Genomic DNA, 22,861 nt, shown 5'->3' with positions numbered 1-22,861 from the left:
CCGAAATCCCCTGCAAGCAGAAGGAATCCAAATGAGCGATCTTTCCCAACAGCAAAACATCAAGCGTTCCTGGGACCAGCCGGACGGCGCCTCGTTCGACCAGTGGATGGAAAGCCGCGTGGCGCGCTTCTCCACGCGCAAGTACGACTGGGATGCGCTGAAGTTCCAGGCCGACTACGACCCCAAGTACCGCCGCGCGCAGATGCGCTACCTGGGCACCGGCGGCACCGGCGTGGCCGCGGACACCAACACCGTGCCGAGCGAGCATTTCACGTTTTCCACGATGATCATCCCGGCCGGCCACGAGGGCCCGTCGCACCTGCACACCGACGTGGAAGAGGTGTTCTTCATCCTGCGCGGCAAGATCAAGCTGATCCTGGAAAAGGACGGCGAGCGCTTCGAGACCATCCTGACCGACCGCGACCTGGTCTCGGTGCCGCCGGGCGTGTATCGCGAGGAAATCAACATCGGCGAGGAAGACGCGCTGATGTGCGTGATGCTCGGTGCCAAGAAGCCGATCACGCCGACCTACCCGCCCGAGCACCCGCTGACGAAGATCAAGCGCTGATGCGCCATCGGCCCGTCCGCACGCACTGACCATGAGCACCAACGCCATCCCGGCCACGCCCGCCGCCAACGAGACCCCGGACAAGTACATCGTCCCGGGGCTGGAACGCGGCCTGCGCCTGCTCGGCGAATTCAGCAGCAAGGACCGCAGCATGTCGGCCGCGGAACTGGCGCGCCGCCTCAAGGTGCCGCGTTCCACCGTGTTCCGCCTGCTCGCCACGCTGGAAATGCTGGGCTTCGTCGAACGCGCCGATGGCGGCCGCGATTTCCGGCTGGGCATGGCGGTGCTGCGGCTGGGCTTCGAGTACCTGGCGTCGCTGGAGCTGACCGAGCTGGGCCGCCCGCTGCTGGAGCGGCTGCGCGACGAGATCGGCTATCCGACCAACCTGGGTGCGCGACGGACGCTCGATCGTCTACGTGGCCAAGGCGGTGTCGCCGCGGCCCTTTGCCAGCTCGGTCAACGTCGGCACGCGGCTGCCCGCGCATGCCACGGTGCTGGGACGCGTGCTGCTGGAAGACCTGTCGCTGGCGGAGCTGCGCGCGCTGTATCCGGAGGCGCAGCTCGAAGTGTTCTCTGACAGCACGCCGCGCACCGCCGATGCGCTCTTCGCCATCGTCCAGCGCGACCGCGAGCGTGGCTACGTGCTGCAGGAAGGCTTTTTCGAATCGAGCATCTCGACCATCGCGGCGCCGGTGCGCGACCGCACCGGCAAGGTGGTGGCGGCGCTGGGCGCGACCATCCCTGCCGCGCATATCGATCCGGAACAGCTGGACGCGATGGTGGAGAAAGTGCGGAACACCGCGGGCGAACTGTCGCGCCTGCTCGACTACCGGCCGTCGCTGCACAGCGCCGGCAAGGTCGTGAATCTGTATCGGGAGTGAGGACTATGTCCATGATTGATCTCGGCGGCAAGGTTGCCGTCGTTACCGGCGGGTCCTCCGGCATCGGGCTGGCGACCGTCGAACTGCTGCTCGAGGCTGGCGCCGCCGTCGCCCTGTGCGGCCGTGACGAAGCCCGCCTGCGCGGCGCCGAAGCGCAGTTGCGCGAAAAATTCCCCGGCTGCCGGCTTTATGCAGCGACTTGCGACGTGCTCAAGGCCGAACAGGTCGCGGCCTTTGCCGCCGAGGTGCAGCAGAAGCTGGGCAACGTCGACATGCTGGTCAACAACGCCGGCCAGGGCCGCGTCTCCACCTTCGCCAATACCGAGGACGCGGCCTGGATGGACGAGCTGCAGCTCAAGTTCTTCTCGGTGATCCACCCGACGCGTGCCTTCTTGCCGCAGCTGGAGCAGTCGGGGCAGGGCGCGATCGTCTGCGTCAACTCGCTGCTGGCGCAGCAGCCGGAGCCGCATATGGTGGCGACCTCCGCCGCGCGCGCCGGGGTACTCAACCTGGTGCGCTCGATGGCCACCGAGTTCGCGCCCAGGGGCGTGCGCGTCAACGGCATCCTGATCGGCCTGGTCGAGTCGGGCCAGTGGCGCCGCCGCTTCGACGCGCGTCCCGAGGAAGACCGCCACCTGGACTGGGCCGCGTGGACCGCGCGCCTGGCCCGGCAGAAACATATTCCCCTTGGCCGCCTGGGCCTGCCCGTCGAGGCAGCCCGCGCCATCCTGTTCCTTGCCTCGCCGTTGTCTTCGTACACCACGGGCAGCCATATCGATATCTCCGGAGGACACTCCCGTCATGCCTAATCAACACCAGTACGAACAGCAGCAGGTCACCGTCGGCTGCGCCATCACGGCGTTTCTCGAGCAGTGCGGGGTCAAGGCCGCGTTCGGCGTGATCTCGATCCACAACATGCCGATCCTCGACGCCATGGGCGAGCGCGGCAAGATCCGCTTCGTGCCGGCGCGCGGCGAAGCCGGCGGCACCAACATGGCCGACGCCTACGCCCGCACCACCGGCGGCCTGGGCGTGTGCCTGACCAGCACCGGCACCGCCGCCGGCAACGCCGCCGGCGCCATGGTCGAAGCGCTGACCGCCGGCACGCCGATGCTGCATATCACCGGCCAGATCGAGACGCCGTACCTGGACCAGAGCCTGGCCTACATCCACGAAGCGCCGGACCAGCTCACCATGCTGAAGGCGGTGTCGAAGGCCGCCTTCCGCATCCGCAGCGCCGACACCGCGCTCAGCACCATCAAGCTGGCGGTGCAGACCGCGCTGACGGCGCCGACCGGCCCGGTCAGCGTGGAGATCCCCATCGACATCCAGGCCGCGCTGATCGACCTGCCGGCCGACCTGCAGCCGCTGCCGGTGCCGCAGCACGTGCCGTCGGCGCACGCGCTGGACGCGCTGGCCGAACGCCTGGTGAAGGCCAGGCGCCCGCTGCTGTGGCTGGGCGGCGGCGCGCGCCATGCCAGCAAGCAGGTGCAGCGCCTGCTGGACCTGGGCTTCGGCGTGGTCACCAGCACCCAGGGCCGCGGCATCGTGCCCGAGGACGATCCGCGCTCGCTGGGCGCGTTCAACCTGCACAAGCCGGTCGAGGCCTTCTACCAGAGCTGCGACGCGATGCTGGTGGTGGGCTCGCGCCTGCGCGGCAATGAAACCCTGAAGTACGAGCTGAAGCTGCCGCGCCCGCTGCTGCGCATCGACGCCGATCCCGCCGCCGAAGGCCGCTGCTACATGAGCGACTACTTTGTCAGCGGCGATGCCGCGCTGGCGCTGGATGCGCTGGCGGATCGACTCGAACAGCGCATGCAGATCGACCCGGCCTTCGCCGCCGACCTGCGCCGCGCGCACGAGACCGCGGTCAACAGCCTGGTCGACGGCCTGGGACCGTACTCGGCGCTGGTGCAGGCGCTGCAGCACGCGGTCGGCCGCAACTTCAACTGGGTGCGCGACGTGACCGTGTCGAACAGCACCTGGGGCAACCGCCAGCTGCGCATCTTCGACTCGCGCGCCGGCGTGCATGCGCTGGGCGGCGGCATCGGCCAGGGCCTGGCGATGGGCATTGGCGCGGCGATCGGCGCCGCCGCCACCGGCTCGGGCAAGAAGACCTACACGCTGGCCGGCGACGGCGGCTTCATCCTGAACCTGGGCGAACTGGCGACCGCGGTGCAGGAACGCGCCGACATGGTGATCGTGCTGATGAACGACAAGGGCTACGGCGTGATCAAGAACATCCAGGACGCGCAGTACGGCGGCCGCCGCCACTATGTGGACCTGCACACGCCGGATTACGCCACGCTGGCGAAGTCGCTGTCGCTGCGCCACGCGCGCGTCAGCAACCTGGCCGAGGTCGGCGCCGCGCTCGCGGCGGCCACGGCCGAGTCCGGCCCGTTCCTGCTGGAAATCGACATGCTTTCGATCGGTTCCTTCAAGACCATCTTCGCCGGCCCCCCGGTGAACAAGGACAACGAAGAGCCGGCCCGCGAACAAACCACTGTCACCGCCTGAGGGAGAGCCGCAATGCTGCATGTGTCCATGGTTGGCTGCGGCGCGATCGGCCGCGGCGTGCTGGAATTGCTCAAGAGCGATCCGGACGTGGTGTTTGACGTGGTGATCGTGCCGGAGCACACGATGGACGAGGCCCGCGGCGCGGTCTCGGCGCTGGCACCGCGTGCCCGCGTCGCCACGCACCTGGACGACCAGCGGCCCGACCTGCTGGTCGAGTGCGCCGGCCACCATGCGCTGGAAGAGCACATCGTGCCGGCGCTGGAGCGCGGCATCCCGTGCATGGTGGTGTCGGTGGGCGCGCTGTCCGAGCCCGGCATGGCCGAGCGCCTGGAAGCGGCGGCGCGCCGCGGCGGCACCCAGGTGCAGCTGCTGTCCGGCGCGATCGGCGCCATCGACGCGCTGGCCGCGGCGCGCGTCGGCGGGCTGGACGAAGTCATCTATACCGGCCGCAAGCCCGCGCGCGCATGGACCGGCACGCCGGCCGAGCAGTTGTTCGACCTGGAGGCGCTGACCGAGGCCACGGTGATCTTCGAAGGCACCGCGCGCGATGCCGCGCGCCTGTACCCGAAGAACGCCAACGTAGCCGCGACGGTGTCGCTGGCCGGCCTGGGGCTGGACCGCACCGCGGTGAAGCTGCTGGCCGATCCGCATGCGGTGGAGAACGTGCATCACGTGGAAGCGCGCGGGGCGTTCGGCGGGTTTGAGCTGACCATGCGGGGGAAGCCGCTGGCGGCAAATCCGAAGACATCGGCGCTGACGGTGTTCAGCGTGGTGCGGGCGCTGGGGAATCGGGCGCACGCTGTATCGATTTAAAGGACCGACGGTTTGCTCCCCTTTCCCGCGCGCGGGAGAGGGGCCGGGGGAGAGGGCAGGAGCGTGCCAAGCACGACGCGCGTCACTCCGTGAAAAGCGCCGGCCCTCTCCCCCACCCCTCTCCCGCAGGCGGGAGAGGGGAGTCCCGCCGCAGCATGGGCGAGGGCATCGCAGTGAAATAAGGCAGTAAGGCCGGCGGCAAGGCACCGCAGGCAACGACAGACTTAGCAGGCAACGACATGACCACCAAAGAAGTACTCCCCATCTGCATCGCCGGCCATTGGCGCCCCGGTACCGGCGACCGCTATGCCACGCGCTATCCCGCCACCGGCGAAGTCGTCGCGGAACTCAACGCCGCCAGCCTGGCCGATGTCGAGGAAGCCATGCAGGGTGCGCAGCGCGCGTTCGAGACCAGTGGCTGGGCCCGGCGCAAGCCGCACGAGCGCGCCGCCGTGCTGTACCGCGTGGCCGAACTGATCCGTGCACAAGCCGAGCCGCTGGCCCAGCGCCAGCGCCTCGACAACGGCAAGCCCATCAGCGAAACGCGCGCACTGGTCGCCAGCGCCGCCGGCACCTTCCAGTTCTTTGCCGCCGCCTGCGAAACGCTGGAAGAAACCATCACGCCGCAGCGCGGCGACTGCCTGACCATGAGCGTCTACGAGCCGATGGGCGTGGTCGCGGCGATCACGCCGTGGAACTCGCCGATCGCCAGCGAGGCGCAGAAGATGGCGCCCGCGCTCGCCGCCGGCAATGCCGTGGTGGTCAAGCCTGCCGAGGTCACGCCGCTGATGGCGCTGGAACTGGCGCGCATCTGCGAAGAGGCCGGCGTGCCCAGGGGGCTGATCAGCGTGCTGCCGGGCAAGGGCTCGGTGATCGGTGACGCCATCACCAAGCATCCGCTGGTGCGGCGCGTATCGTTCACCGGTGGCACCACCACCGGCAAGCACATCGCGCATATCGCCGCCGACAAGATGATGCCGGTGTCGCTGGAGCTGGGCGGCAAGTCGCCGACCATGGTGTTCGACGACGCGGATCTCGACCACGCGGTCAACGGCGTGCTGTACGGCATCTTCAGCTCGTCGGGCGAATCGTGCATCGCAGGCTCGCGCCTGTTCGTCGCGCGTTCGCAGTACGAGGCCTTTATCGACCGCCTGGCGCACGGCGCCGCGCAGCTGCGCGTGGGCGACCCGGCCGACGAGCGCACCCAGATGGGCCCGCTGATCACCGACCGCCACCGCGATTCGATCGAGTCGTATGTCGCCGCCGGCGTGGACGAAGGCGGCCAGCTGCGCACCGGCGGCGTGCGTCCCGACGTGGCCGGCCTGCCCAACGGCTATTTCTACACGCCCACCATCATCGAAGGGCTGGATAACCATGCCCGCATCAGCCAGGAAGAGATCTTCGGCCCGGTGCTGGTGGCGATCCCGTTCGACGACGAGGACGACCTGATCGCGCAGGCCAACGACAGCGTCTACGCGCTTGCCGCCGGCATCTGGACGCGCGACTACAAGCGCGCCTGGCGCGTCGCCCGTGCGGTGCAGGCGGGCAATGTGTGGATCAACACCTACAAGCAGTTCTCGATCTCGACGCCGTTCGGCGGCTGGCGCGACAGCGGCCTGGGCCGCGAGAAGGGACGGCTGGGCATCCTGCAGTACATGGAGCAGAAGAGCGTGTACTGGGGCCTGAATGAACAACCGCTGCCGTGGGCCAACCACTGAACCCGGCACGCTGGAGAAAAACCATGATCAAGGTATTGGGAATCGACGAGATCGTGTACGGCGCGGATGACTTCGACGCCTGCCGCGGTTTCTTCACCGACTGGGGCCTGGCCATCAAGCGCGACGACGCGCAAGGGCTGGACTTCGAAACGCTGAATGGATGCCGCGTGCTGGTGCGCCGCATCGACGATCCGTCGCTGCCGCCGGCGATCGAGGCCGGACCGACGCTGCGCGAAGTGGTGTGGGGCGTCGAGTCGCAGGCATCGCTCGACCAGCTCGCCGAAGCGATCGCCGATGCGCCGGGCTTCGTGAAACAGGGCGAAGGCGACACGCTGCGCCTCGGCTGTACCGACCCCAACGGCCTCGCGGTGCGCTTCCAGGTCACGCGCAAGCACGAGGTGCAGGTCGAATGCGCGCTGATGAACACCTGGAACGAAAAGCCGCGCCTGAACCAGCGCAGCCCGATCTACGACCACGCCACGCCGATCGAAGTCGGCCACGTGGTGTTCTTCGTCAAGGACGTCAAGGCGACGGAGCGCTTCTATGTCGAGAAGTTCGGCTTCGTGCCGTCCGACCGCTACCCGGACCGCGGCGCGTTCCTGCGCTGCACCGCCGACGGCGGCCACCACGACCTGTTCCTGCTGCAGCTGCCGGAACCGAAGAGCGGCCTGAACCACGTCGCCTTCACCGTGCGCGATATCCACGAGGTCTTCGGCGGCGGCATGCATGTGTCGCGCAAGGGCTGGGACACGCAGCTCGGGCCGGGCCGGCATCCGATTTCCTCGGCCTATTTCTGGTACTTCAAGAACCCGGCCGGCGGCCTGATCGAGTACTACGCCGACGAAGACCAGCTCGACGAGCACTGGGAGCCGCGCGCCTTCGAGCCGGGCCCGACCATGTTCGCCGAATGGGCGATCGAGGGCGGCATCGACGGCAACACCCGCCGCCAGAAGGACGCGGGCGGCCCGGCAGGCAAGTTCCTGACCGAGAAGCGGTAAGCAGCAGCGCAACAGAAGGAAGCAGCAATGAGTGCCCACCAGTCCCTGACCCTGCGGGTCCAGGCCATGCGCTACGAAGCGCGCGGCGTGGTCAGCATCGAACTGCAAGACCCCGAAGGGAAGACCCTGCCCGAGTATAGCCCGGGCGCCCATATCGACCTGCACCTGGGCAACGGCCTGGTGCGCAGCTACTCGCTGTGCGGCGCGCCCGAGACGCGCAACCGCTACACCGTGGGCGTGCTGCTGGACCGCGGCAGCCGCGGCGGCTCGCGCTACGTGCACGAGCAGCTGCGCGTGGGCGCCACGCTGACCGTGGGCGCGCCGCGCAACAACTTCGAGCTCGACGAGAGCGCCGCGCATACGGTGCTGGTGGCCGGCGGCATCGGCGTCACGCCGATCGTCTGCATGGCGCGCCGGCTGGCCGAGCTGGGCCGCTCGTTCACGCTGATCTACTGCGCCCGCTCGCGCGCCGAGGCGGCCTTCGTCGAGCAGCTGTCGGCGTACGGCGACGCGGTGCGCTTCCACTTCGACGACGAAGCCGGCGCGCCGCCGGACCTGAAAGCGCTGCTGGCAGGGCAGGACGCGCAGACGCATTTCTACTGCTGCGGCCCCGGCCCGATGCTCAACGCGTTCGAGGCCGCATGCGAAGCGCATGCCTACCCCAACGTCCATATCGAGCGCTTCGCCGCCGACCCGTCGACCGAGGCGGTGCAGGAAGGCGAGTACGTGGTGCAGCTGTCGCGCACCGGCAGCCTGGTCAAGGTGCCGTCGGGCAAGTCGCTGCTGGACGCGCTGCTCGATTCCGGCGTGGAGGTCGAATACAGCTGCCGCGAAGGCGTGTGCGGCTCGTGCGAGACCGCCGTGCTGGAAGGCTGCCCGGACCACCGCGACAGTGTGCTGAGCAACAGCGAGCGCGCCAGCAACAAGACCATGATGGTGTGCGTGTCGGGGTGCAAGGGCAGCAGGCTGGTGCTGGATTTGTAATCCACAAACGCTCGATCCGCGCGTGTTTGCTCCCCTCTCCCGCGTGCGGGAGAGGGGCGGGGGAGAGGGCCAGCGCCGGCCGAAGCCTGCGGCATGCAGAGTCCCGGCTTCCTCATCCAGGGCCATCGGCAAGCCAGGCATCTGCCGCCTGCAACCGCCTGCCCTCTCCCCCAACCCCTCTCCCGCAAGCGGGAGAGGGGAGCCATTCGAAAGACTCAACCCAAAAAGTACCCGTGCTAACCCAGAGACAAGACGCAGCGTCCCCCGGCGCACCGGTGGCCGCCACCGCAGGTATCGTGACCACGGCCGACAGTGCCGGCCAGAGCGCCGCCAGCGCCCGCACCGGCCCGCTCACGCGCGGCAATATCGTCGCCCGCATCGAGCGCATGCCCGGCAACGCCATGCATGTGCGCGCCCGGCTGCTGATCGGGCTGGCCACCTTCTTCGATGGCTTCGATGTGATCGCCATCGCCGCCACGCTGCCGTTGCTGATCGCGCAGTGGTCACTCACGCCCGGGCAGATCGGGGTCCTGATCGCGGCGCCGTCGGTCGGGCAGCTGGTCGGGGCGTTGCTGTTCCCCGGGTTGGCCGAGCGCTTCGGGCGCCTGCGTTCGATCGGCTGGAGCGCGGGCATCATCGGCCTGATGAGCATTGCCTGTGGCTTCGCGCCATCGTTCGAGATTTTCCTGCTGCTGCGCATCGTGCAGGGCCTGGGCCTCGGCGGCGAGCTGCCGGTCGCCGCCACCTATATCAACGAAGTCACGCGCGCGCACGGCCGCGGGCGCTTCGTGCTGCTGTACGAGGTGGTGTTCCCGATCGGCCTGATGGTATCCAACGGCGTAGGTGCCTGGCTGGTGCCGCACTATGGCTGGGAGGTCATGTACTTCATCGGCGGCGTCCCGCTGGTGCTGTTCTTCCTCCTGAAGCGCGTGATCCCCGAATCGCCACGCTGGCTGGCCGAGAAGGGCCGCCTGGAAGAAGCCGACGCCGCGCTGCGCGCGTTCGAGGCGCGCGCCAAAGGACCGCTGCCGCCGCCGCAGAATGCCAGCGCCTACGACCGCATGACCCAGCACCCGCGCCGCCGCGTGCGGGACCTGGTCAGCAAGGCCTACGTAGGGCGCACCATGGCGGTGTGGATGCTGTGGGCCACCTGCGGCTTTATCCAGTACGGCCTGTCGACCTGGCTGCCCACGGTCTACAAGACCGTCTACCACGCGCCGCTGCAGCTGGCGCTGAACCTGGCCGCGGCGGCATCGGTGCTGGGCGTGGTGGGCTCGCTGGTCTGCGCCATGATCGTCGACAAGGTCGGGCGCAAGCCGGTGATCAATGTGTCGTTCCTGCTGTGCGCGCTGTCGCTGGTGCTGGCCGGGGTGTTCCACGCCGCCAGCGTGTACGTGGTCGCGACCTTCTGCGCGCTGGCGATGGGCTTCCTCGCCAGCGGCTTCATCACCGCCTACGTCTATACGCCGGAGCTGTACCCGACCAGCGTGCGGGCCATGGGCTGTGGCCTAGGCGGGGCCTGGCTGAAGCTGGCGGCGATCTTCGCGCCGGGGCTGATCGCCAGCACCATCGGCAGCGGCGACCTGAGCTTTGCGTTCTTCGCGCTGTCGGTGGTGCCGGCGCTGGCCGCCATCACCGTGCATTGCCTTGGCATCGAGACCAAGGGACGGGTGCTGGAAGAGCTGGAGGTCTGAGCGGGCGCGTGCCCATGCTGCTTCCGTCAGGAGCGCATGGGGAGTGCGGCTCGTGGCACCCCGATCAACGCTGTCAGTGCCGCAGCAGCGGGCACTTAGATTTCGATGCCGGCATGAAAGCCTGCTCGCCGGGTACCGTCGCCGCCACCTTGTAGTAGTCCCACGGGTATTTGGATTCGGCCGGTGTCTTCACCTCGAACAGGTACATGTCGTGGATCATGCGGCCGTCCTCGCGGATGCGGCCGTTCTTCGCGAAGAAGTCGTTGATCGGCATTGCTTTCATCTGCTTCATCACCGCCGCGGTCTCATCGGTGCCCGCCGCCTGCACCGCCTTCAGGTAGTGCATCACTGACGAATACGCGCCGGCCTGGCTCATGTTGGGCATCTTCTTCAGCTTCTCGAAATAGCGGCGCGACCACGCCCGGGTGGCGTCGTTCATGTCCCAGTAGAAGCCTTCGGTCAGCAGCAGGCCGGCCGTGGTCTTCAGCCCGAGGGCGTGGATGTCGTTGACATACAGCAGCAGCCCCGCCATGCGCTGGGCGTTGTTGCGCGTGAGGCCGAATTCCGATGCCGCCTTGATCGCGTTGATGGCGTCGCCGCCGGCGTTGGCGAGTCCGACGATCTGCGCCTTGCTGGCCTGCGCCTGCAGCAGGTACGAGGCAAAGTCGCTGGCGCCGATCGGGTGGCGCGCGGCCCCCACCACCTTGCCGCCGGTCTCGTTGATGACCGCGGTGGCGGAGTCCTGCAGCGTGTGCCCGAAGGCGTAGTCGGCGGTCAGGAAGAACCAGCTCTTGCCGCCGCGCTGCACCGTCGCGCGCGCAGTGGTGTTGGCAAGCGCGTAGGTGTCGTAGGCGTAGTGCACCGACACCGGCGTGCACAGGTCGTTGGTGATGCGCTCGGTGCCCGGCCCCGAGAACACCACGATGCGGTTTTTCTGCTTCGCCACTTCCAGCACCGCCAGCGCCGGCGCCGACGCGGCCACGTCGAGGATGGCGTCGACATTGCCGGTGTCGTACCACTCGCGCGCCTTGTTGGCGGCGATATCGGCCTTGTTCTGGTGATCGACCACTAGCAGCTCGATTTTCTTGCCGAGCACCTTGCCGCCGAAATCGTCGATGGCCATCTGCGCCGCGGTGGCGCTGCCGCGGCCGGTGACGTCGGCGTACAGGCCGCTCATGTCGAGCAGCATGCCGAGCTTGACCACGTCATCGGAAATCGCGGCCCTGGGCTGGGCTTGCGCGGCGCCGCAGGCCAGTGCCGTGGCAACAGCGAGCATGCCGGCGGCCCGGCGCCGGATCGAATGGCGAAGCGTCATGGTGTCTCCTCCCGTGTAGTGATTTCTCATTCCGGTCAGCCCGTGGCGATCGGCGTCGCGGCCAGGGCTGGTCGCGTCGTTCGTCGCCCGGGTCCGGTCTTCCTTGCAGGAAACCGGTAGCAGACGTTATAGGCGATCCGGCCGGTGCCGTCATGCCCGGGCGTGGAGAAGTCATGCGGGAGGAAAGCTGGCCGCACTCGCCGCGGCGCCTTCTTTTTATGCCTGCGCGCGCAACAGCTTGCGCAGTCCCTGGTACACCGCTTCGCGCTCTTGCGGCGACAGCTGCCGGATTACCTCGGCCTGTCCGCGCCGCGCCAGCGGCATCACCTGGTCGTGCAGCGCGATGCCGGCTTCGGTGATGGCGCACAGCAGCTTCTTGCGCGGGGTATTGCCGGCGGAGGTCAGCTGCACCAGCCCGCGGTCTTCCAGCAGCCGCAGGGTGCGGCTGACCAGCGCCTTGTCCGAGGTGGATTGGGTCACCAGTTCGGCAAACGGCAACGCGCGCGCATGCGCCAGCAGTGCCAGGATGCGCCATTCGGGCACGGTCAGGCCGAACTGCTCCGCATAGGGCTTGGTGACCGTGCTGCGCAGCGCGGTCACCAGCTGGCTCAGCATCGTGGTCAGGAAGTTGTCGACGGTCAGGCCGCTGCCGGCCTCGTCGAGGTCGGTCCACGGGCTGGCGTTGGCGGCGGGGGCAGGGGTGGGCGCGGGCGTGCCATGGGCGGGCGCGGCATCACGGGGCATGCGTTCCTCTTGGTCTGGTCTGCCGGCCAGGATGCGTGGCCGGTTGGCGGGGCAGATTGTCTCACAGGCGCTTGCCATTGCCGCCACCCTGTGGCGAACCGGATGAACACAAATAAATTCGCAAGAAACCAGATCAGTCAATTGGTGATTCACGTAAGTTGAGTAGTCAACTTATAGCGCCTACGATAGATGTGTTCCTCTTGTGAACTTGCGTTTCATTAATAAAACAACCGAGCCGAGTTGTACCCAAGCCACCCCTGTTTTCGCGATGTGCACAACCGCTGACTCCCGCGTCGCGAATGCGCCCCCACAGGAGCTGTAGATGAGACAACAACGTCCCCGACGCGCCGCTGCCGTCGCTATTGCCGCCTCGGCCGTGCTGGGCCTGAGCACGGCCAGCGTAGTGGCTGCCCCCACGTATCCGGCCAAGACCGTGACCATGGTGGTGGCCTATCCGCCCGGCGGCGATACCGATGCCATGGCGCGGCTCTACGCCGACAAGCTGTCGGCGCGCCTGAAGCAGCCGGTCATCGTCGAGAACCGTCCCGGCGCCGGCGGCGTGGTGGGCGCCGCATTCGTCAGCCGCGCGCCGGCGGACGGCTACACGCTGCTGTACACGCCGAACCCGTTCACGCTGGCGCCGACGGTATTGAAGCTGGCGCCGTCGGCCAGCTATGACCCGCTGCACGGCTTTACGCCGGTGATCCAGACTGCGGTGCAGGCGGTGCTGCTGGTGGCCAACCCGCAGGCGGGCGTAAAGACCGTGGGCGAGATGGTGGCCGCGGCCAGGGCCGGCAAGGCGCTGACCTATGGCAGCCCGGGCGCGGGATCGCCGATGCATATCGCCGGCGAGATGCTGAACCGCGCCGCCGGCGTGAAGATCCAGCACGTGCCCTACAAGGGCGTGGCGCCCGCGGTCAACGACGTGGTGGCGGGGCACGTGCCGTTTGCCTACGTCACGCTGGGGCCGGTGGCGCAGTACCTCAATACGGGCCGGCTGATTGCGCTGGCGATCACCGATGCGCGGCGCTCGCCGCTGCTGCCCAACGTGCCGACGCTGGCCGAGCTGGGCTACAAGGACGTGGTGGTCGGCGCGTGGCACGGCGTGATGGCGCCCAAAGGCACGCCGTCCGAGATCGTCAGGACACTGAACCAGCAGCTCAACGAAGTGCTGCGCCTGCCCGAGGTGGCCGACAAGATGGCCACCTTCGGCGCCATCCCCGTCGGCGGCGCGCCGGCCGCGCTGGAGAAAGTCAACGCGGCCGACTACGAGCGCCTGGGCAAGGTGGTCCGCGAGCTGGCGATCACCGCGGAATGAGCCGCGCCGGCGCATCGCCTTCCGGCACCACGCCATCGGCAACCGGAAACAACAACAACGACAGACAGGAGGCCGGCATGAGCAGGGCCATCGTGGGAACGTCCACGCCGCAGGTGACCGCGCGGGAAAAGGTCATGGGGCGCGCACAGTATGCCGGCGACATCAAGCTGCCCGGCATGCTGCACGCCAAGGTGCTGCGCAGCCCGCACCCGCACGCGCGCATCGTGCGCATCGACACCGCCGCCGCCAGCGCGCTGCCCGGCGTGAAGCTGGTGGTAACGGGCTACGACGTGCCCGCCCGTCACTGGGGCCCGCACCGCAAGGAGCAGCGCGTCCTGGCCTGCGGCGTGGTGCGACACGTTGGCGAGGAGGTGGCCGCGGTAGTGGCGCTCAGCGAGGAGATCGCGCGCGACGCGCTCGACCTGATCCGGGTCGACTACGAGCCGCTGCCCGCGCTGCTGACGCCGGCCGCGGCGCTGGCCGAGGGCGCGCCGGAGATCCATGCCGGCACGCGCAATATCGGCCATGAAATGCGCATCGAGCGCGGCGATGTCGAGGCCGCGTTCGCGGCGTGCGCCGCGGTGTATGAAGCCACCTACGAGATGCATTCGCAGTATCCCGGCTACCTCGAGCCGATGGCCTCGGTCGCGGCGCAGGACGGCAACGGACGGCTCACGGTGTGGGCGTCGACGCAGTCGGTGTTCCTGGCGCGCGCGCGGCTGGCCGAGGCGCTGGACCGTCCGGTCTCGACCATCCGCGTGGTGCAGGCCACCACCGGCGGCGGCTTCGGCGCCAAGATCGTCGAAGAGAACAACAGCCTGATCTGCGCCTTCCTGGCGAGTCGGCTGGAGCGCCCGGTGCGGCTGGTCAACAACCGGCTGGAAGACTTCCAGGGCGCGCGCGCCAGCGTGCCGATGCAGGTCTGGCTGCGCCTGGGCGTTGACGCCGACGGCGTGATCCTGGCCAAGGACGTGCGCATCACGGCCGAGTGCGGCGCCTATTCCGGGCTGGCCGGCGATGTGATGCACGTCACCGCCATGCGCAGCGACAACATGCACCGCGTGCACAACGTGCGCTCTCACGCGGTGCTGGCCTATACCAACAACCCGCCGCGCGGTGCCTTCCGCGGCTTCGGCGGGCAGCAGATGCAGTTTCCGCTGAACTGCCACCTGACGGTGCTGGCCGGCATGCTCGGCATCGACCCGATCGAAGTGCACAAGCGCAATGCGATCGGCGCCGGCGAGACCAGCGTGCATGGCTGGAAGATCAGCAGCACCGGCATGGCCGAGTGCCTGGACATGACGCGCCGCGCCATCGGCTGGGACGACAAGCGCGCCGCGCCGCGCGGCACCGGCACGCGCCGGCGCGGCCTCGGCATTGCCGCGGCGATGCACGTCAGCGGCAACCGCACGCTGGGCAACTGGGACGGCTCGACCATCCTGCTCAAGATGAACGAGGACGGGCGCGTGATGCTGCAGACCAGCGAGTGCGACATGGGGCAGGGCGCCAACACCATGCTCAGCCAGATCTGCGCGCAGGAGCTGGGGATCCCGCTGTCGCACGTTACCGTGATGGCGCCGGATACCGATACCGCGCCGTTCTGCCTGGGCTCGCTGGCATCGCGCGTGACCATCATCTCCGGCAACGCGGTGCTGCGCGCAGCGCGCGAGGCGCGGCACAAGCTGGCGGCGCTGGCGGCGGAAAAGCTCGGCGTGGAGGCGCGGCAACTGGTAATCGCCGATGGCCGCATCGCGGTGCCGGACCAGCCCGACAAGTCCGCCACGCTGGCCGAGATCGCGCGCCTGCATATCTTCCGCCACGGCGGCGAGGGCATCCACGTGCGCGCCACTTACGACGCGCCCACGGTGATGCACGACGCCGACTACTACGGCAACGTCGCCCCGGCGCATTCGTTCGCGGCGCAGGCGGTGGAAGTGGAGGTCGATACCTGCACCGGCCAGGTCACCGTGATCGACAGCTTTGTCGCCGACGACTGCGGCAAGGCCATCAACCCGCTCGCGGTGCATGGCCAGACCCACGGCGCCACCGTGCAGGCGATCGGCTGGACCCTGTACGAGCAACTGCAATACGAGGACGGCCGCCTGATGAACGGCAACTTCGCCGACTACACCATGCCCACCGCCGACGCGGTGCCGATGCTGCGCACCGACGTGGTCGAATCGAACGACCCCAACGGCCCCTACGGCGCCAAGGGCGCCAGCGAGACCGCAATCCTGCCGGGCGCGGCGGCGATCGCCAATGCCGTGTTCGACGCGGTCGGCGTGCGCATCCAGTCGCTGCCGATCACGCCCGAGAAGGTGCTGGCGGCCCTGCGCGCGCTAAACGAGGAGGAGACCGCCCGTGCGTGACTTTGCGTTCCTTGAGCCGGCCACCGTGGCCGAGGCCAGCCACATGCTGGCCGACCTCGGCGACAGCTGCCGCCTCTTTGCCGGCGGCACCGCGCTGATGCTGGGCATGCGCCAGCGCATGCTGGCGCCCAGCCACCTGGTCTCGCTGGGCCGGCTCGATGCGCTGCGCGGCATCAGCTTCGATGCGCGCGAAGGCCTGCGCATCGGCGCGCTGACCTTGCATGCCGAGCTCGCGCGCTCGCCGCTGGTGCAGGCGCACTATCCGATGCTGGCCAGCATGGCCGCGCGCGTCGCCAATCCGCAGGTGCGCAACCAGGGCACCCTGGGCGGCAACCTCTGCTATGCCGATCCGGCCACCGATCCGCCGGGCTGCCTGATGGCGCTGGGCGCGCAGATCGTGGTCAGTGGCCGCGGCGGCGAGCGCGTGATCGACATCGAGGACTTCCTGGTCGACTACTACGTCACGGCGCTGGCGCCGGACGAAATCGTCACGCAGATCCGCGTGCCCGCGCCAGCTGCCGGCGCCGACGGCCACTATGCGCGCTTCCTGCGCACGGCAGCCGAGCACCGCCCGCTGGCCAGCGTGGCGCTGGCGGTGCGGCGCGAGGGCGCGTTCTGTATCGAGGCCCGCCTGGCGGTGGGCGCATCGACGCCGGTGCCATGCCGGCTGCGGCGCGCCGAGGCGCTGCTGGCGGGCCAGGCGGTGACGACGGAACTGGCCGCGCAAGCCGCTGCCATCGTCGCCGAGGACATCAACGCCGTGTCGGACGCGCGCGGGGCCGAGGGCTACCGCCGCGAGATGGTGCGCGTGGTCGCGCGCCGCACCATTGCCGCCTTGTTCGGCGTGGCATCGGAGTAAGGAGCCTACCCATGAATCCAGTCAGCATCGAAGTCACCGTCAACGGTGAAGAACACCAGGTGCAGGTGCCGGCGCGGCGCCTGCTTGCCGACCTGCTGCGCGACGACCTGAACCTGACCGGCACCAAGCGCGGCTGCGAGACCGGCATCTGCGGCGCGTGCTCGGTGCTGGTCGACGGCGAGGTGGTCAAGTCCTGCCTGATGCTCGCGGTGCAGGTGCGCGGCCGTCATGTGATGACGGTGGAAGGCCTGGCCGCCGACGGCCAGCTGCATCCGCTGCAGCAAAGCTTCATGGAGCACGGCGGCCTGCAGTGCGGCTATTGCACGCCGGGCTTCCTGATGGCGGCGTGCGCGCTGCTCGCCAACAATCCCAATCCGACCGAAGAAGAAGTTCGCCATGGCCTGAACGGCAACCTGTGCCGTTGCACCGGCTATGTCGGCATCGTCGAATCGGTCCTGTCCGCCGCGGAGGCAATGCGTGGAAATTGAAAAGACCCTGGTCACCGCGGCGCCGCCGGCTCGCGTGTGGGAGCTGCTGCTCGACCCCAATGTGATGGGCGCGTGCGTGCCCGGCATGGAATCGATCGAAGTGCTCAGCGATGTGGAGTACATCGCGCACATGGCGGTAAAGATCGCCTTTATCAACGCGCGCTTCCGGCTGCATACGAAGATCGTCGAGACCCGCGCGCCCCATTACCTGCGCACCGAGGGCACTGGCGAGGACGCTTCGGTGGCCAGCTCGCTGCGGCAGTCGAGCGAGTTGTTCCTGACGCCGCTGGACCACGGCGGCACGCAGCTGCGCATCAAGGTGCAGGTCGATGTGCTGGGACGGCTCGGCACCTTCGGCCTGAGCGTGATGAAGACCAAGGCCGACCGCATGTGGGACGAGTTCGGCGCCAACCTGCTGGCGCGGCTGTCGCCGCAGGACGGGCAGGCTGCGCCCGAGCCGGCGCAGCAAGCGGCGGCGACGCAGCCTGCCGCCGTCGCGCCGCCCTCGGCAACCAACGGCCATGCGGTGCTGCCGGCGCGGCCCGTTGCGCCGGCTCCGTCCGGACTGTTGGCGCGGCTGTTCGGCCGCGGCAGCGCCGCGCGCGGGCCGCATGCCGAGATCTGCATCGAGCTGCGCCGCCCCGACGAGACCATCGTGGTGCGCTGGCCCGCGGCGCATGGCGAGCAGTGCGCGGCGTGGCTGCGCGACTACCTGCGCCCTGGCGCATAGCGGCGTCGGCGGCCCTGGCAGCGGGGACTGTCCGCAATACGGGTACCCTATCGGGTGCGGGCGTGATATATGAGAGCGTTGCGCCAAGACCGACTATTGCAGAGACAGACCATGACGACCGATTCGCCGCAGGAAGACACGCAGGAAGGCGGCCAGGAGGGTGCGCAGGAGGGTACTCCGGAAAGCGCGCAGGACAAGTACATCGTGCCGGGGCTGGAGCGGGGCCTGCGCCTGCTGGGCGAATTCAGCAGCCGCGAGCGCACCCTGTCGGCCGCCGAGCTGGCCCGCCGGCTCAAGGTGCCGCGCTCGACCGTGTTCCGGCTGCTGGCCACGCTGGAAATGATGGGCTTCGTCGAGCGCACCGACGGCGGGCGCGAGTTCCGGCTGGGCATGGCGGTGCTGCGCCTCGGCTTCGATTACCTGGCCTCGCTGGAGCTGACCGAGCTGGGCCGCCCGCTGCTGGACCGGCTGCGCGACGAGATCCACTACCCGTGCAACCTGGTGGTGCGCGACGGCCGCTCCATCGTCTATGTGGCCAAGTCGGTGGCGTCGCGCCCGTTTGCCAGCACCGTCAATGTCGGCACCCGGCTGCCGGCGCATGCCACGGTGCTGGGGCGCGTGCTGCTCGAAGACCTGTCGCTGGCCGAGCTGCGCGCGCTCTATCCGGAAGAGCGGCTGGAAGTCTATTCCGAAAGCACGCCGCGCACGGTCGAAGAGCTGTACGAGATGGTCCAGCGCGACCGCCAGCGCGGCTATGTGCTGCACGAAGGCTTCTTCGAGGCCAGCATCTCCACCATCGCGGCGCCGGTGCGCGACCGCAGCGGCAAGGTGACGGCGGCGCTGGGCGCCACCATCCCGGCCGCGCGCATCGACCCGGACCAGCTCGACAACATGGTGGAGCAGGTGCGGCGCGCCGCGGCGGAGCTGTCGCGGCTGCTCGACTACCGGCCCGAGGTGCCCAGGCCGTTTGCCTGACGGCACGGTGCCGCCCGCCACCAGGGGAAAGCAAGATGCAGCAATGCAAGCAACGAAAGGCGGCGCCGCGGCGCCGGCGATGGCTGGCGGGCACGGCGGTGGCCGCGGCGCTGGCGGCATGCCTGCCCTGGCAGGCGGTGCAAGCGGCGGCCTGCGCCAGTGTGCGCATCGTGGTGCCGTTTCCGGCGGGCGGGCCCGCGGACCAGCTCGCGCGCACGCTGGCCCACGGGCTGCAGCAGCGGCGCGGCACGCCCTTTGTGGTCGACAACAAGCCCGGCGCCAACGGCAATATCGGCATCGACGCGGTGCGGCGCGCGCCGGGCGATGGCTGCACCCTGCTGGTGGCTCCCGCCGGCAACCTGACCATCAACCCGACGCTGATGCCGGCGCTGGCCTACAACGTCGAGCGCGACTTCCGGCCGGTGTCGCTGCTGGCGGGCTCGCCCAACGTGCTGGCGGTGCATCCGTCGGTGCAGGCCAGTTCGGTGCAGGACCTGATCCGGCTGGCGCGGCAGGCCGACCAGTCCGGCAAGCCGCTGGGCTATGCCAGCCCGGGCGTCGGCAGCGGCCTGCACCTGGCCGGCGAACTGTTCCGCCACCAGGCCGGCATCGCGCTGCTGCACGTGCCGTACAAGGGCACCACGCAGGCGCTCAATGACGTGGTGGGCGGGCAGGTGCCGCTGCTGTTCGGCACCTGGCCGACGCTGGCGCCGTTCATCCGGACCGGCGCGCTGCGCGCGCTGGCGGTGACGCAGCCGAAACGTTCGCCGGCCGCGCCCGACGTACCGTCGCTGGCCGAGCAGGGCGTGTCCGGCATCGATGTCAGTTCGTGGTACGCGCTGCTGGTGCCGAAAGCCACGCCGCAGCCCGCGGCCGATGCGCTCGGCGCCGACGTGCGGGCGCTGCTGGCCACGCCCGCGGTGCGGGCCGAGCTGCAGCGCCAGGGCATGGAGCCGGTGGGCAGCACGCCGCAGGCGCTCGCTCAGCGTATCCGCGAGGAAACCGCGACGTGGGCAAAGGTGATCCGGCAATACGGCATTACCGCGGAGTAGCGTCGCCCCGATAGCCCATCAGTCCGGACAGGTCGCGCGCCGCCAGCCGGACTTCCTTCTGCACGCGCTCGCGCAGCGTACCGTCGGCCTCGAAGCGCTGCTGCGGCCCGGCCACGCTGATGGCGGCAATCACCGCGCCGTCGGGGCCGCGCACCGGTGCCGCGCAGGCATCGATGCCGGGTTCGTAGGCAGAGAAGCTCCAGGCGCAGCCGCGCTCGCGGTCGGCGGCCAGGATCTCGGCCAGGCGCGCGTGGGTGGCCGGGCTCTGGCCGGTAGCCGCCGGCAGTGGATCGGGCCCCAGCAATTCGCGCAGCGTCTCGGGCGGAAGCTCTGCGATCAGCATCCGGCCCGGCGTGGTCAGGTGCGCGGCAACGCGGCTGCCCACCTGGATATTGCTGACCAGCGCCGCTGCCGGCATCTGGCGCAGCAGGTAGAGCGCATCGCCGCCATCCCGCACCGCCAGGTAGGCCGACAGCTGCAGCGAGGCACTGAGCCGGGCCAGCACGCGCCCGGCAAAACTGGTCAGGTCGTTGGAGGCCAGCACGCGCGACGCCAGCTTCAGGAAATTGAAGCCGACCTGGTGGCCGCCCTGGGGCAGCCGTTCGACCATGCCTTCATGCTCCAGCGTATCGAGCAGGCGCATCACCGTGACCCGGTTTACGTCGATGCGGCGGCCCACCTCGCTCAGGTTGGCGGTGGCGCCGCCTTCGGCGATAAAGCGCAGCAGGCGCAGGCCGCGGATGACTGGGGACACCAGCTGCGCCTCGCGGGCATCATCCGGTGCAGCGCCGTCATCGAGATCAGGTTCGGTCGGCAGGCGGGACTTGGGCATGTTGGCGTGGACTGTCCATGGAAAACGGCCGCGCAGGCGGCCGTGCTGACGCAGAACGCGGGCCGGCGGTTTCAGCCGAGCGCGACGTTCCAGGCGTCGTAATCGTACACCCAGTCGGCATTGCCGCCTTCCTTGAGCCAGGCATTGCTGCGCGAGCCGACCTGGATGCGGCTGGTGCGCGCGTGGCGCGCGGCCTGGTAGCGCGCCAGCGCGGCCGGCACGCCGGCGGCGCCGTCGCCTGCGGCATCGGCCAGGCAGCGCGCCAGCACCACTCCGTCCTCGATCGCCATGCCCGCGCCCTGCGCCATGAACGGCATCATCGGATGGCAGGCATCGCCCATCAGCGTGACCGGGCCCGCCGACCAGGCCGGCAGCGGATCGCGCACGTACAGCGCGGAGATCAGCACGTCGTCGCAGGCGTCGAGCAGCGCGCGTGCCTCGGGGTGGAAGCCGGCATAGGCGCTGCGCAGGTCTTCCACGCGGCCCGGCGTGGTCCACGACTCATGGCGCCAGGCTTCCTGCGCGACCGTGGCGAAGATAAAGATGTCACGGCCGCGGTTGAGCGGAAAGGTCACGATCTGCGTGGCCGCGTCCGGGCCCCACCATTTGGTGAAGGCGCCCAGGTTGGGCACGCCGGCCAGGCGCTCGGCCGGCACCACCGCGCGATACGCAACCACGCCGGTGAAGATCGGGCTCTCCTGACCGAACAGCGCGGTGCGCACGGTGGAGTGGATGCCGTCGGCACCGACCAGCACGTCGACATCTTCCTGCGCGCCGTTGGCAAAGCGCAGCGTCGCGCCATCGGCGCGGGTCTCGATCGCCACGGCCTTGTGGCCGAGCCGCACGCATGTGTCAGGCACCGCGGCTTCCAGCGCCGCCATCAGGTCGGCGCGGTGCATGGTCAACTGGGGCGCGCCGTAGCGCTGCTCGGCCTCTTCCTGCATCGGCAGGCGCGAGGTTTCGGCGCCGGTGTCCCACGTGCGGCTGATGCGGTGGCTGGGGCGCGCGGCGGTTTCACGCAGGGCCTCGCCCACGCCAAGCCCGTCCAGGGCGCGTACCGCGTTGGGCGTCAGGTTGATGTCGGCGCCGACGCGGGCAAAGCGGGGCGCCTGCTCGTAGACCACGGCTTCCATGCCGAGCTTGCGCAGCGCGATGGCCGCGGCCAGGCCGCCGATGCCGGCGCCGTTGATTCCGATTTTGAGAGGCATGGGTTCCAGTTGAGTGATGGTAGTTGTGTTCAAAAATGAACTAGATGTTCATAAAAATATATGAGGGAAGGGGAGGCGCGTCAATTAAGGTGGAACCCTTAGGGAGACTTGGAGAATTGCTGCAGAGCTATCGTGCTTGCAGGCGCGGCTGTTTCGCCGGAGTAGCCTGCGAGTCACGTTTTGGCCGAGCCTGCTAAGGCCTGCGGCTGCTGTGCAGGCTAAATATGCGCTGACGATCTTTGGGTGTTTGCGCGTAGAGCAGGCAAAGGCGTTGATGCGGTATCGCCAGATTGCCTGGGTCACCGACCTGCATGGGCCCGACTTCGTTGAGGCTCCCGCCCTCTCCCCCGCCCCTCTCCCGCGCGCGGGAGAGGGGAGCAAACCAGCGTGGGGCGGAAATCCTTTGGGTTCGCCCGCGACAACGCGTGCGAGCGCAGCGACGCACTCCGTGCCAGAGCAGCAGACCTGAGATAGTGAGCGCGCGCAGCGCAGCCGAAGGCGTCCCACCAATAACGTGCTTAGCAGGCTGCCACCGACCTAAAGTCGGGTTCGTCCATCCGACCCCGAACGCCAGGCACCTCCCGGTAGCGTCAGCAGGGTCGAACCACCACCAGCACGACCGCAAGTCACCGCCGTTCGAACCACCAACGCCGCCTTAGCCAGCCGCTTAGGCGACGCGTTCTTTGGTTACTTTCTGTCGCTCCGGTGTGTGTCAAGGTAGTTGTCGCGTCCGCCGTTATGCTGCTTTCCGGTGCCCGGTAGCTTCCTGCTCAGCTCGTTCGGGGTTCAAGAAGACCA

19 protein-coding genes and 1 pseudogene are annotated in these 22,861 nt (G+C 69.0%); 16 read left to right on the top strand and 4 right to left on the bottom strand.

Annotated features, from left to right (window positions below):
* Window positions 1-31 precede the first annotated feature (31 nt).
* The 9 genes and pseudogenes from C7416_RS27760 to C7416_RS27720 all read left to right on the top strand — a co-directional run bounded on the left by C7416_RS27760 (window position 32) and on the right by C7416_RS27720 (window position 10,173).
* Window positions 32-568 carry a cupin domain-containing protein gene (locus tag C7416_RS27760; protein ID WP_111521839.1) on the top strand — a complete coding sequence of 179 codons (537 nt, stop codon included), beginning with the start codon at window positions 32-34 and terminating at the stop codon, window positions 566-568.
* 31 nt (window positions 569-599) lie between these two features.
* Window positions 600-1,449, top strand: a pseudogene (locus C7416_RS27755) (IclR family transcriptional regulator).
* A 5-nt stretch (window positions 1,450-1,454) separates the two neighbouring features.
* Window positions 1,455-2,258: an SDR family oxidoreductase gene (locus C7416_RS27750; RefSeq protein ID WP_111521838.1), complete on the top strand. Its 804-nt coding sequence runs from the start codon at window positions 1,455-1,457 to the stop codon at window positions 2,256-2,258.
* Window positions 2,251-3,966, top strand: a complete 1,716-nt coding sequence (locus C7416_RS27745) for a thiamine pyrophosphate-binding protein (protein WP_111521837.1) — start codon at window positions 2,251-2,253, stop codon at window positions 3,964-3,966. The genes C7416_RS27750 and C7416_RS27745 overlap by 8 nt, the downstream gene beginning before the upstream one ends.
* A gap of 12 nt (window positions 3,967-3,978) precedes the next feature.
* The gene (locus C7416_RS27740) at window positions 3,979-4,779 is read left to right on the top strand and encodes an aspartate dehydrogenase (protein ID WP_012355417.1); all 801 of its coding nucleotides are present in this window, start codon (window positions 3,979-3,981) and stop codon (window positions 4,777-4,779) included.
* Between the two features lie 239 nt (window positions 4,780-5,018).
* Window positions 5,019-6,497, top strand: coding sequence for an aldehyde dehydrogenase (locus C7416_RS27735; protein WP_111521836.1), 1,479 nt, complete (start codon window positions 5,019-5,021; stop codon window positions 6,495-6,497).
* 23 nt (window positions 6,498-6,520) lie between these two features.
* Window positions 6,521-7,495, top strand: coding sequence for a VOC family protein (locus tag C7416_RS27730; protein WP_111521835.1), 975 nt, complete (start codon window positions 6,521-6,523; stop codon window positions 7,493-7,495).
* 27 nt (window positions 7,496-7,522) lie between these two features.
* Window positions 7,523-8,479, top strand: a complete 957-nt coding sequence (locus C7416_RS27725; RefSeq protein ID WP_111521834.1) for a PDR/VanB family oxidoreductase — start codon at window positions 7,523-7,525, stop codon at window positions 8,477-8,479.
* 275 nt (window positions 8,480-8,754) lie between these two features.
* On the top strand, window positions 8,755-10,173 hold the full coding sequence (locus C7416_RS27720; protein WP_111521833.1) for an MFS transporter: 1,419 nt from the start codon (window positions 8,755-8,757) through the stop codon (window positions 10,171-10,173).
* A 73-nt stretch (window positions 10,174-10,246) separates the two neighbouring features.
* Here the strand turns inward: C7416_RS27720 and C7416_RS27715 are convergent, their stop codons facing one another.
* Window positions 10,247-11,488, bottom strand: a complete 1,242-nt coding sequence (locus tag C7416_RS27715) for an ABC transporter substrate-binding protein (RefSeq protein WP_111521832.1) — start codon at window positions 11,486-11,488, stop codon at window positions 10,247-10,249.
* 216 nt (window positions 11,489-11,704) lie between these two features.
* Window positions 11,705-12,232, bottom strand: coding sequence for a MarR family winged helix-turn-helix transcriptional regulator (locus C7416_RS27710; RefSeq protein ID WP_111521831.1), 528 nt, complete (start codon window positions 12,230-12,232; stop codon window positions 11,705-11,707).
* Between the two features lie 322 nt (window positions 12,233-12,554).
* Here C7416_RS27710 and C7416_RS27705 point away from each other — a divergent pair, with 322 nt between their 5' ends.
* The 7 genes from C7416_RS27705 (at window position 12,555) to C7416_RS27675 (ending at window position 20,023) form a co-directional block, all read left to right on the top strand.
* Window positions 12,555-13,550: a Bug family tripartite tricarboxylate transporter substrate binding protein gene (locus C7416_RS27705; RefSeq protein ID WP_111521830.1), complete on the top strand. Its 996-nt coding sequence runs from the start codon at window positions 12,555-12,557 to the stop codon at window positions 13,548-13,550.
* Window positions 13,551-13,627: 77 nt separating this feature from the next.
* Window positions 13,628-15,919: a xanthine dehydrogenase family protein molybdopterin-binding subunit gene (locus tag C7416_RS27700; RefSeq protein ID WP_111521864.1), complete on the top strand. Its 2,292-nt coding sequence runs from the start codon at window positions 13,628-13,630 to the stop codon at window positions 15,917-15,919.
* Window positions 15,912-16,778, top strand: coding sequence for an FAD binding domain-containing protein (locus C7416_RS27695; protein WP_111521829.1), 867 nt, complete (start codon window positions 15,912-15,914; stop codon window positions 16,776-16,778). The genes C7416_RS27700 and C7416_RS27695 overlap by 8 nt, the downstream gene beginning before the upstream one ends.
* 11 nt (window positions 16,779-16,789) lie before the next feature.
* Window positions 16,790-17,266, top strand: coding sequence for a (2Fe-2S)-binding protein (locus tag C7416_RS27690; protein WP_111521828.1), 477 nt, complete (start codon window positions 16,790-16,792; stop codon window positions 17,264-17,266).
* Window positions 17,256-17,996 (top strand): SRPBCC family protein, encoded by a 741-nt coding sequence (locus C7416_RS27685; RefSeq protein ID WP_111521827.1) that lies wholly within the window; start codon window positions 17,256-17,258, stop codon window positions 17,994-17,996. Before C7416_RS27690 ends, C7416_RS27685 begins: the two co-directional genes overlap by 11 nt.
* A 111-nt stretch (window positions 17,997-18,107) precedes the next feature.
* The gene (locus tag C7416_RS27680; protein ID WP_111521826.1) at window positions 18,108-18,971 is read left to right on the top strand and encodes an IclR family transcriptional regulator; all 864 of its coding nucleotides are present in this window, start codon (window positions 18,108-18,110) and stop codon (window positions 18,969-18,971) included.
* Between the two features lie 35 nt (window positions 18,972-19,006).
* The gene (locus C7416_RS27675) at window positions 19,007-20,023 is read left to right on the top strand and encodes a tripartite tricarboxylate transporter substrate binding protein (RefSeq protein WP_111521825.1); all 1,017 of its coding nucleotides are present in this window, start codon (window positions 19,007-19,009) and stop codon (window positions 20,021-20,023) included.
* On the opposite strand, the gene C7416_RS27670 is transcribed toward C7416_RS27675, so the two are convergent.
* Both C7416_RS27670 and C7416_RS27665 read right to left on the bottom strand, forming a co-directional pair.
* Entirely contained in the window at window positions 20,010-20,855 is an 846-nt protein-coding gene (locus tag C7416_RS27670) for an IclR family transcriptional regulator (RefSeq protein ID WP_111521824.1), read from the bottom strand. The two genes, C7416_RS27675 and C7416_RS27670, sit on opposite strands and share 14 nt — an antisense overlap.
* A 71-nt stretch (window positions 20,856-20,926) precedes the next feature.
* The gene (locus C7416_RS27665) at window positions 20,927-22,063 is read right to left on the bottom strand and encodes an FAD-dependent monooxygenase (RefSeq protein WP_111521823.1); all 1,137 of its coding nucleotides are present in this window, start codon (window positions 22,061-22,063) and stop codon (window positions 20,927-20,929) included.
* Between the last annotated feature and the right edge of the window lie 798 nt (window positions 22,064-22,861).

This window comes from Cupriavidus phytorum, assembly GCF_003254285.1.
Taxonomy (GTDB): domain Bacteria; phylum Pseudomonadota; class Gammaproteobacteria; order Burkholderiales; family Burkholderiaceae; genus Cupriavidus; species Cupriavidus phytorum.
This window is presented reverse-complemented; position numbering and strand designations above follow the sequence as displayed.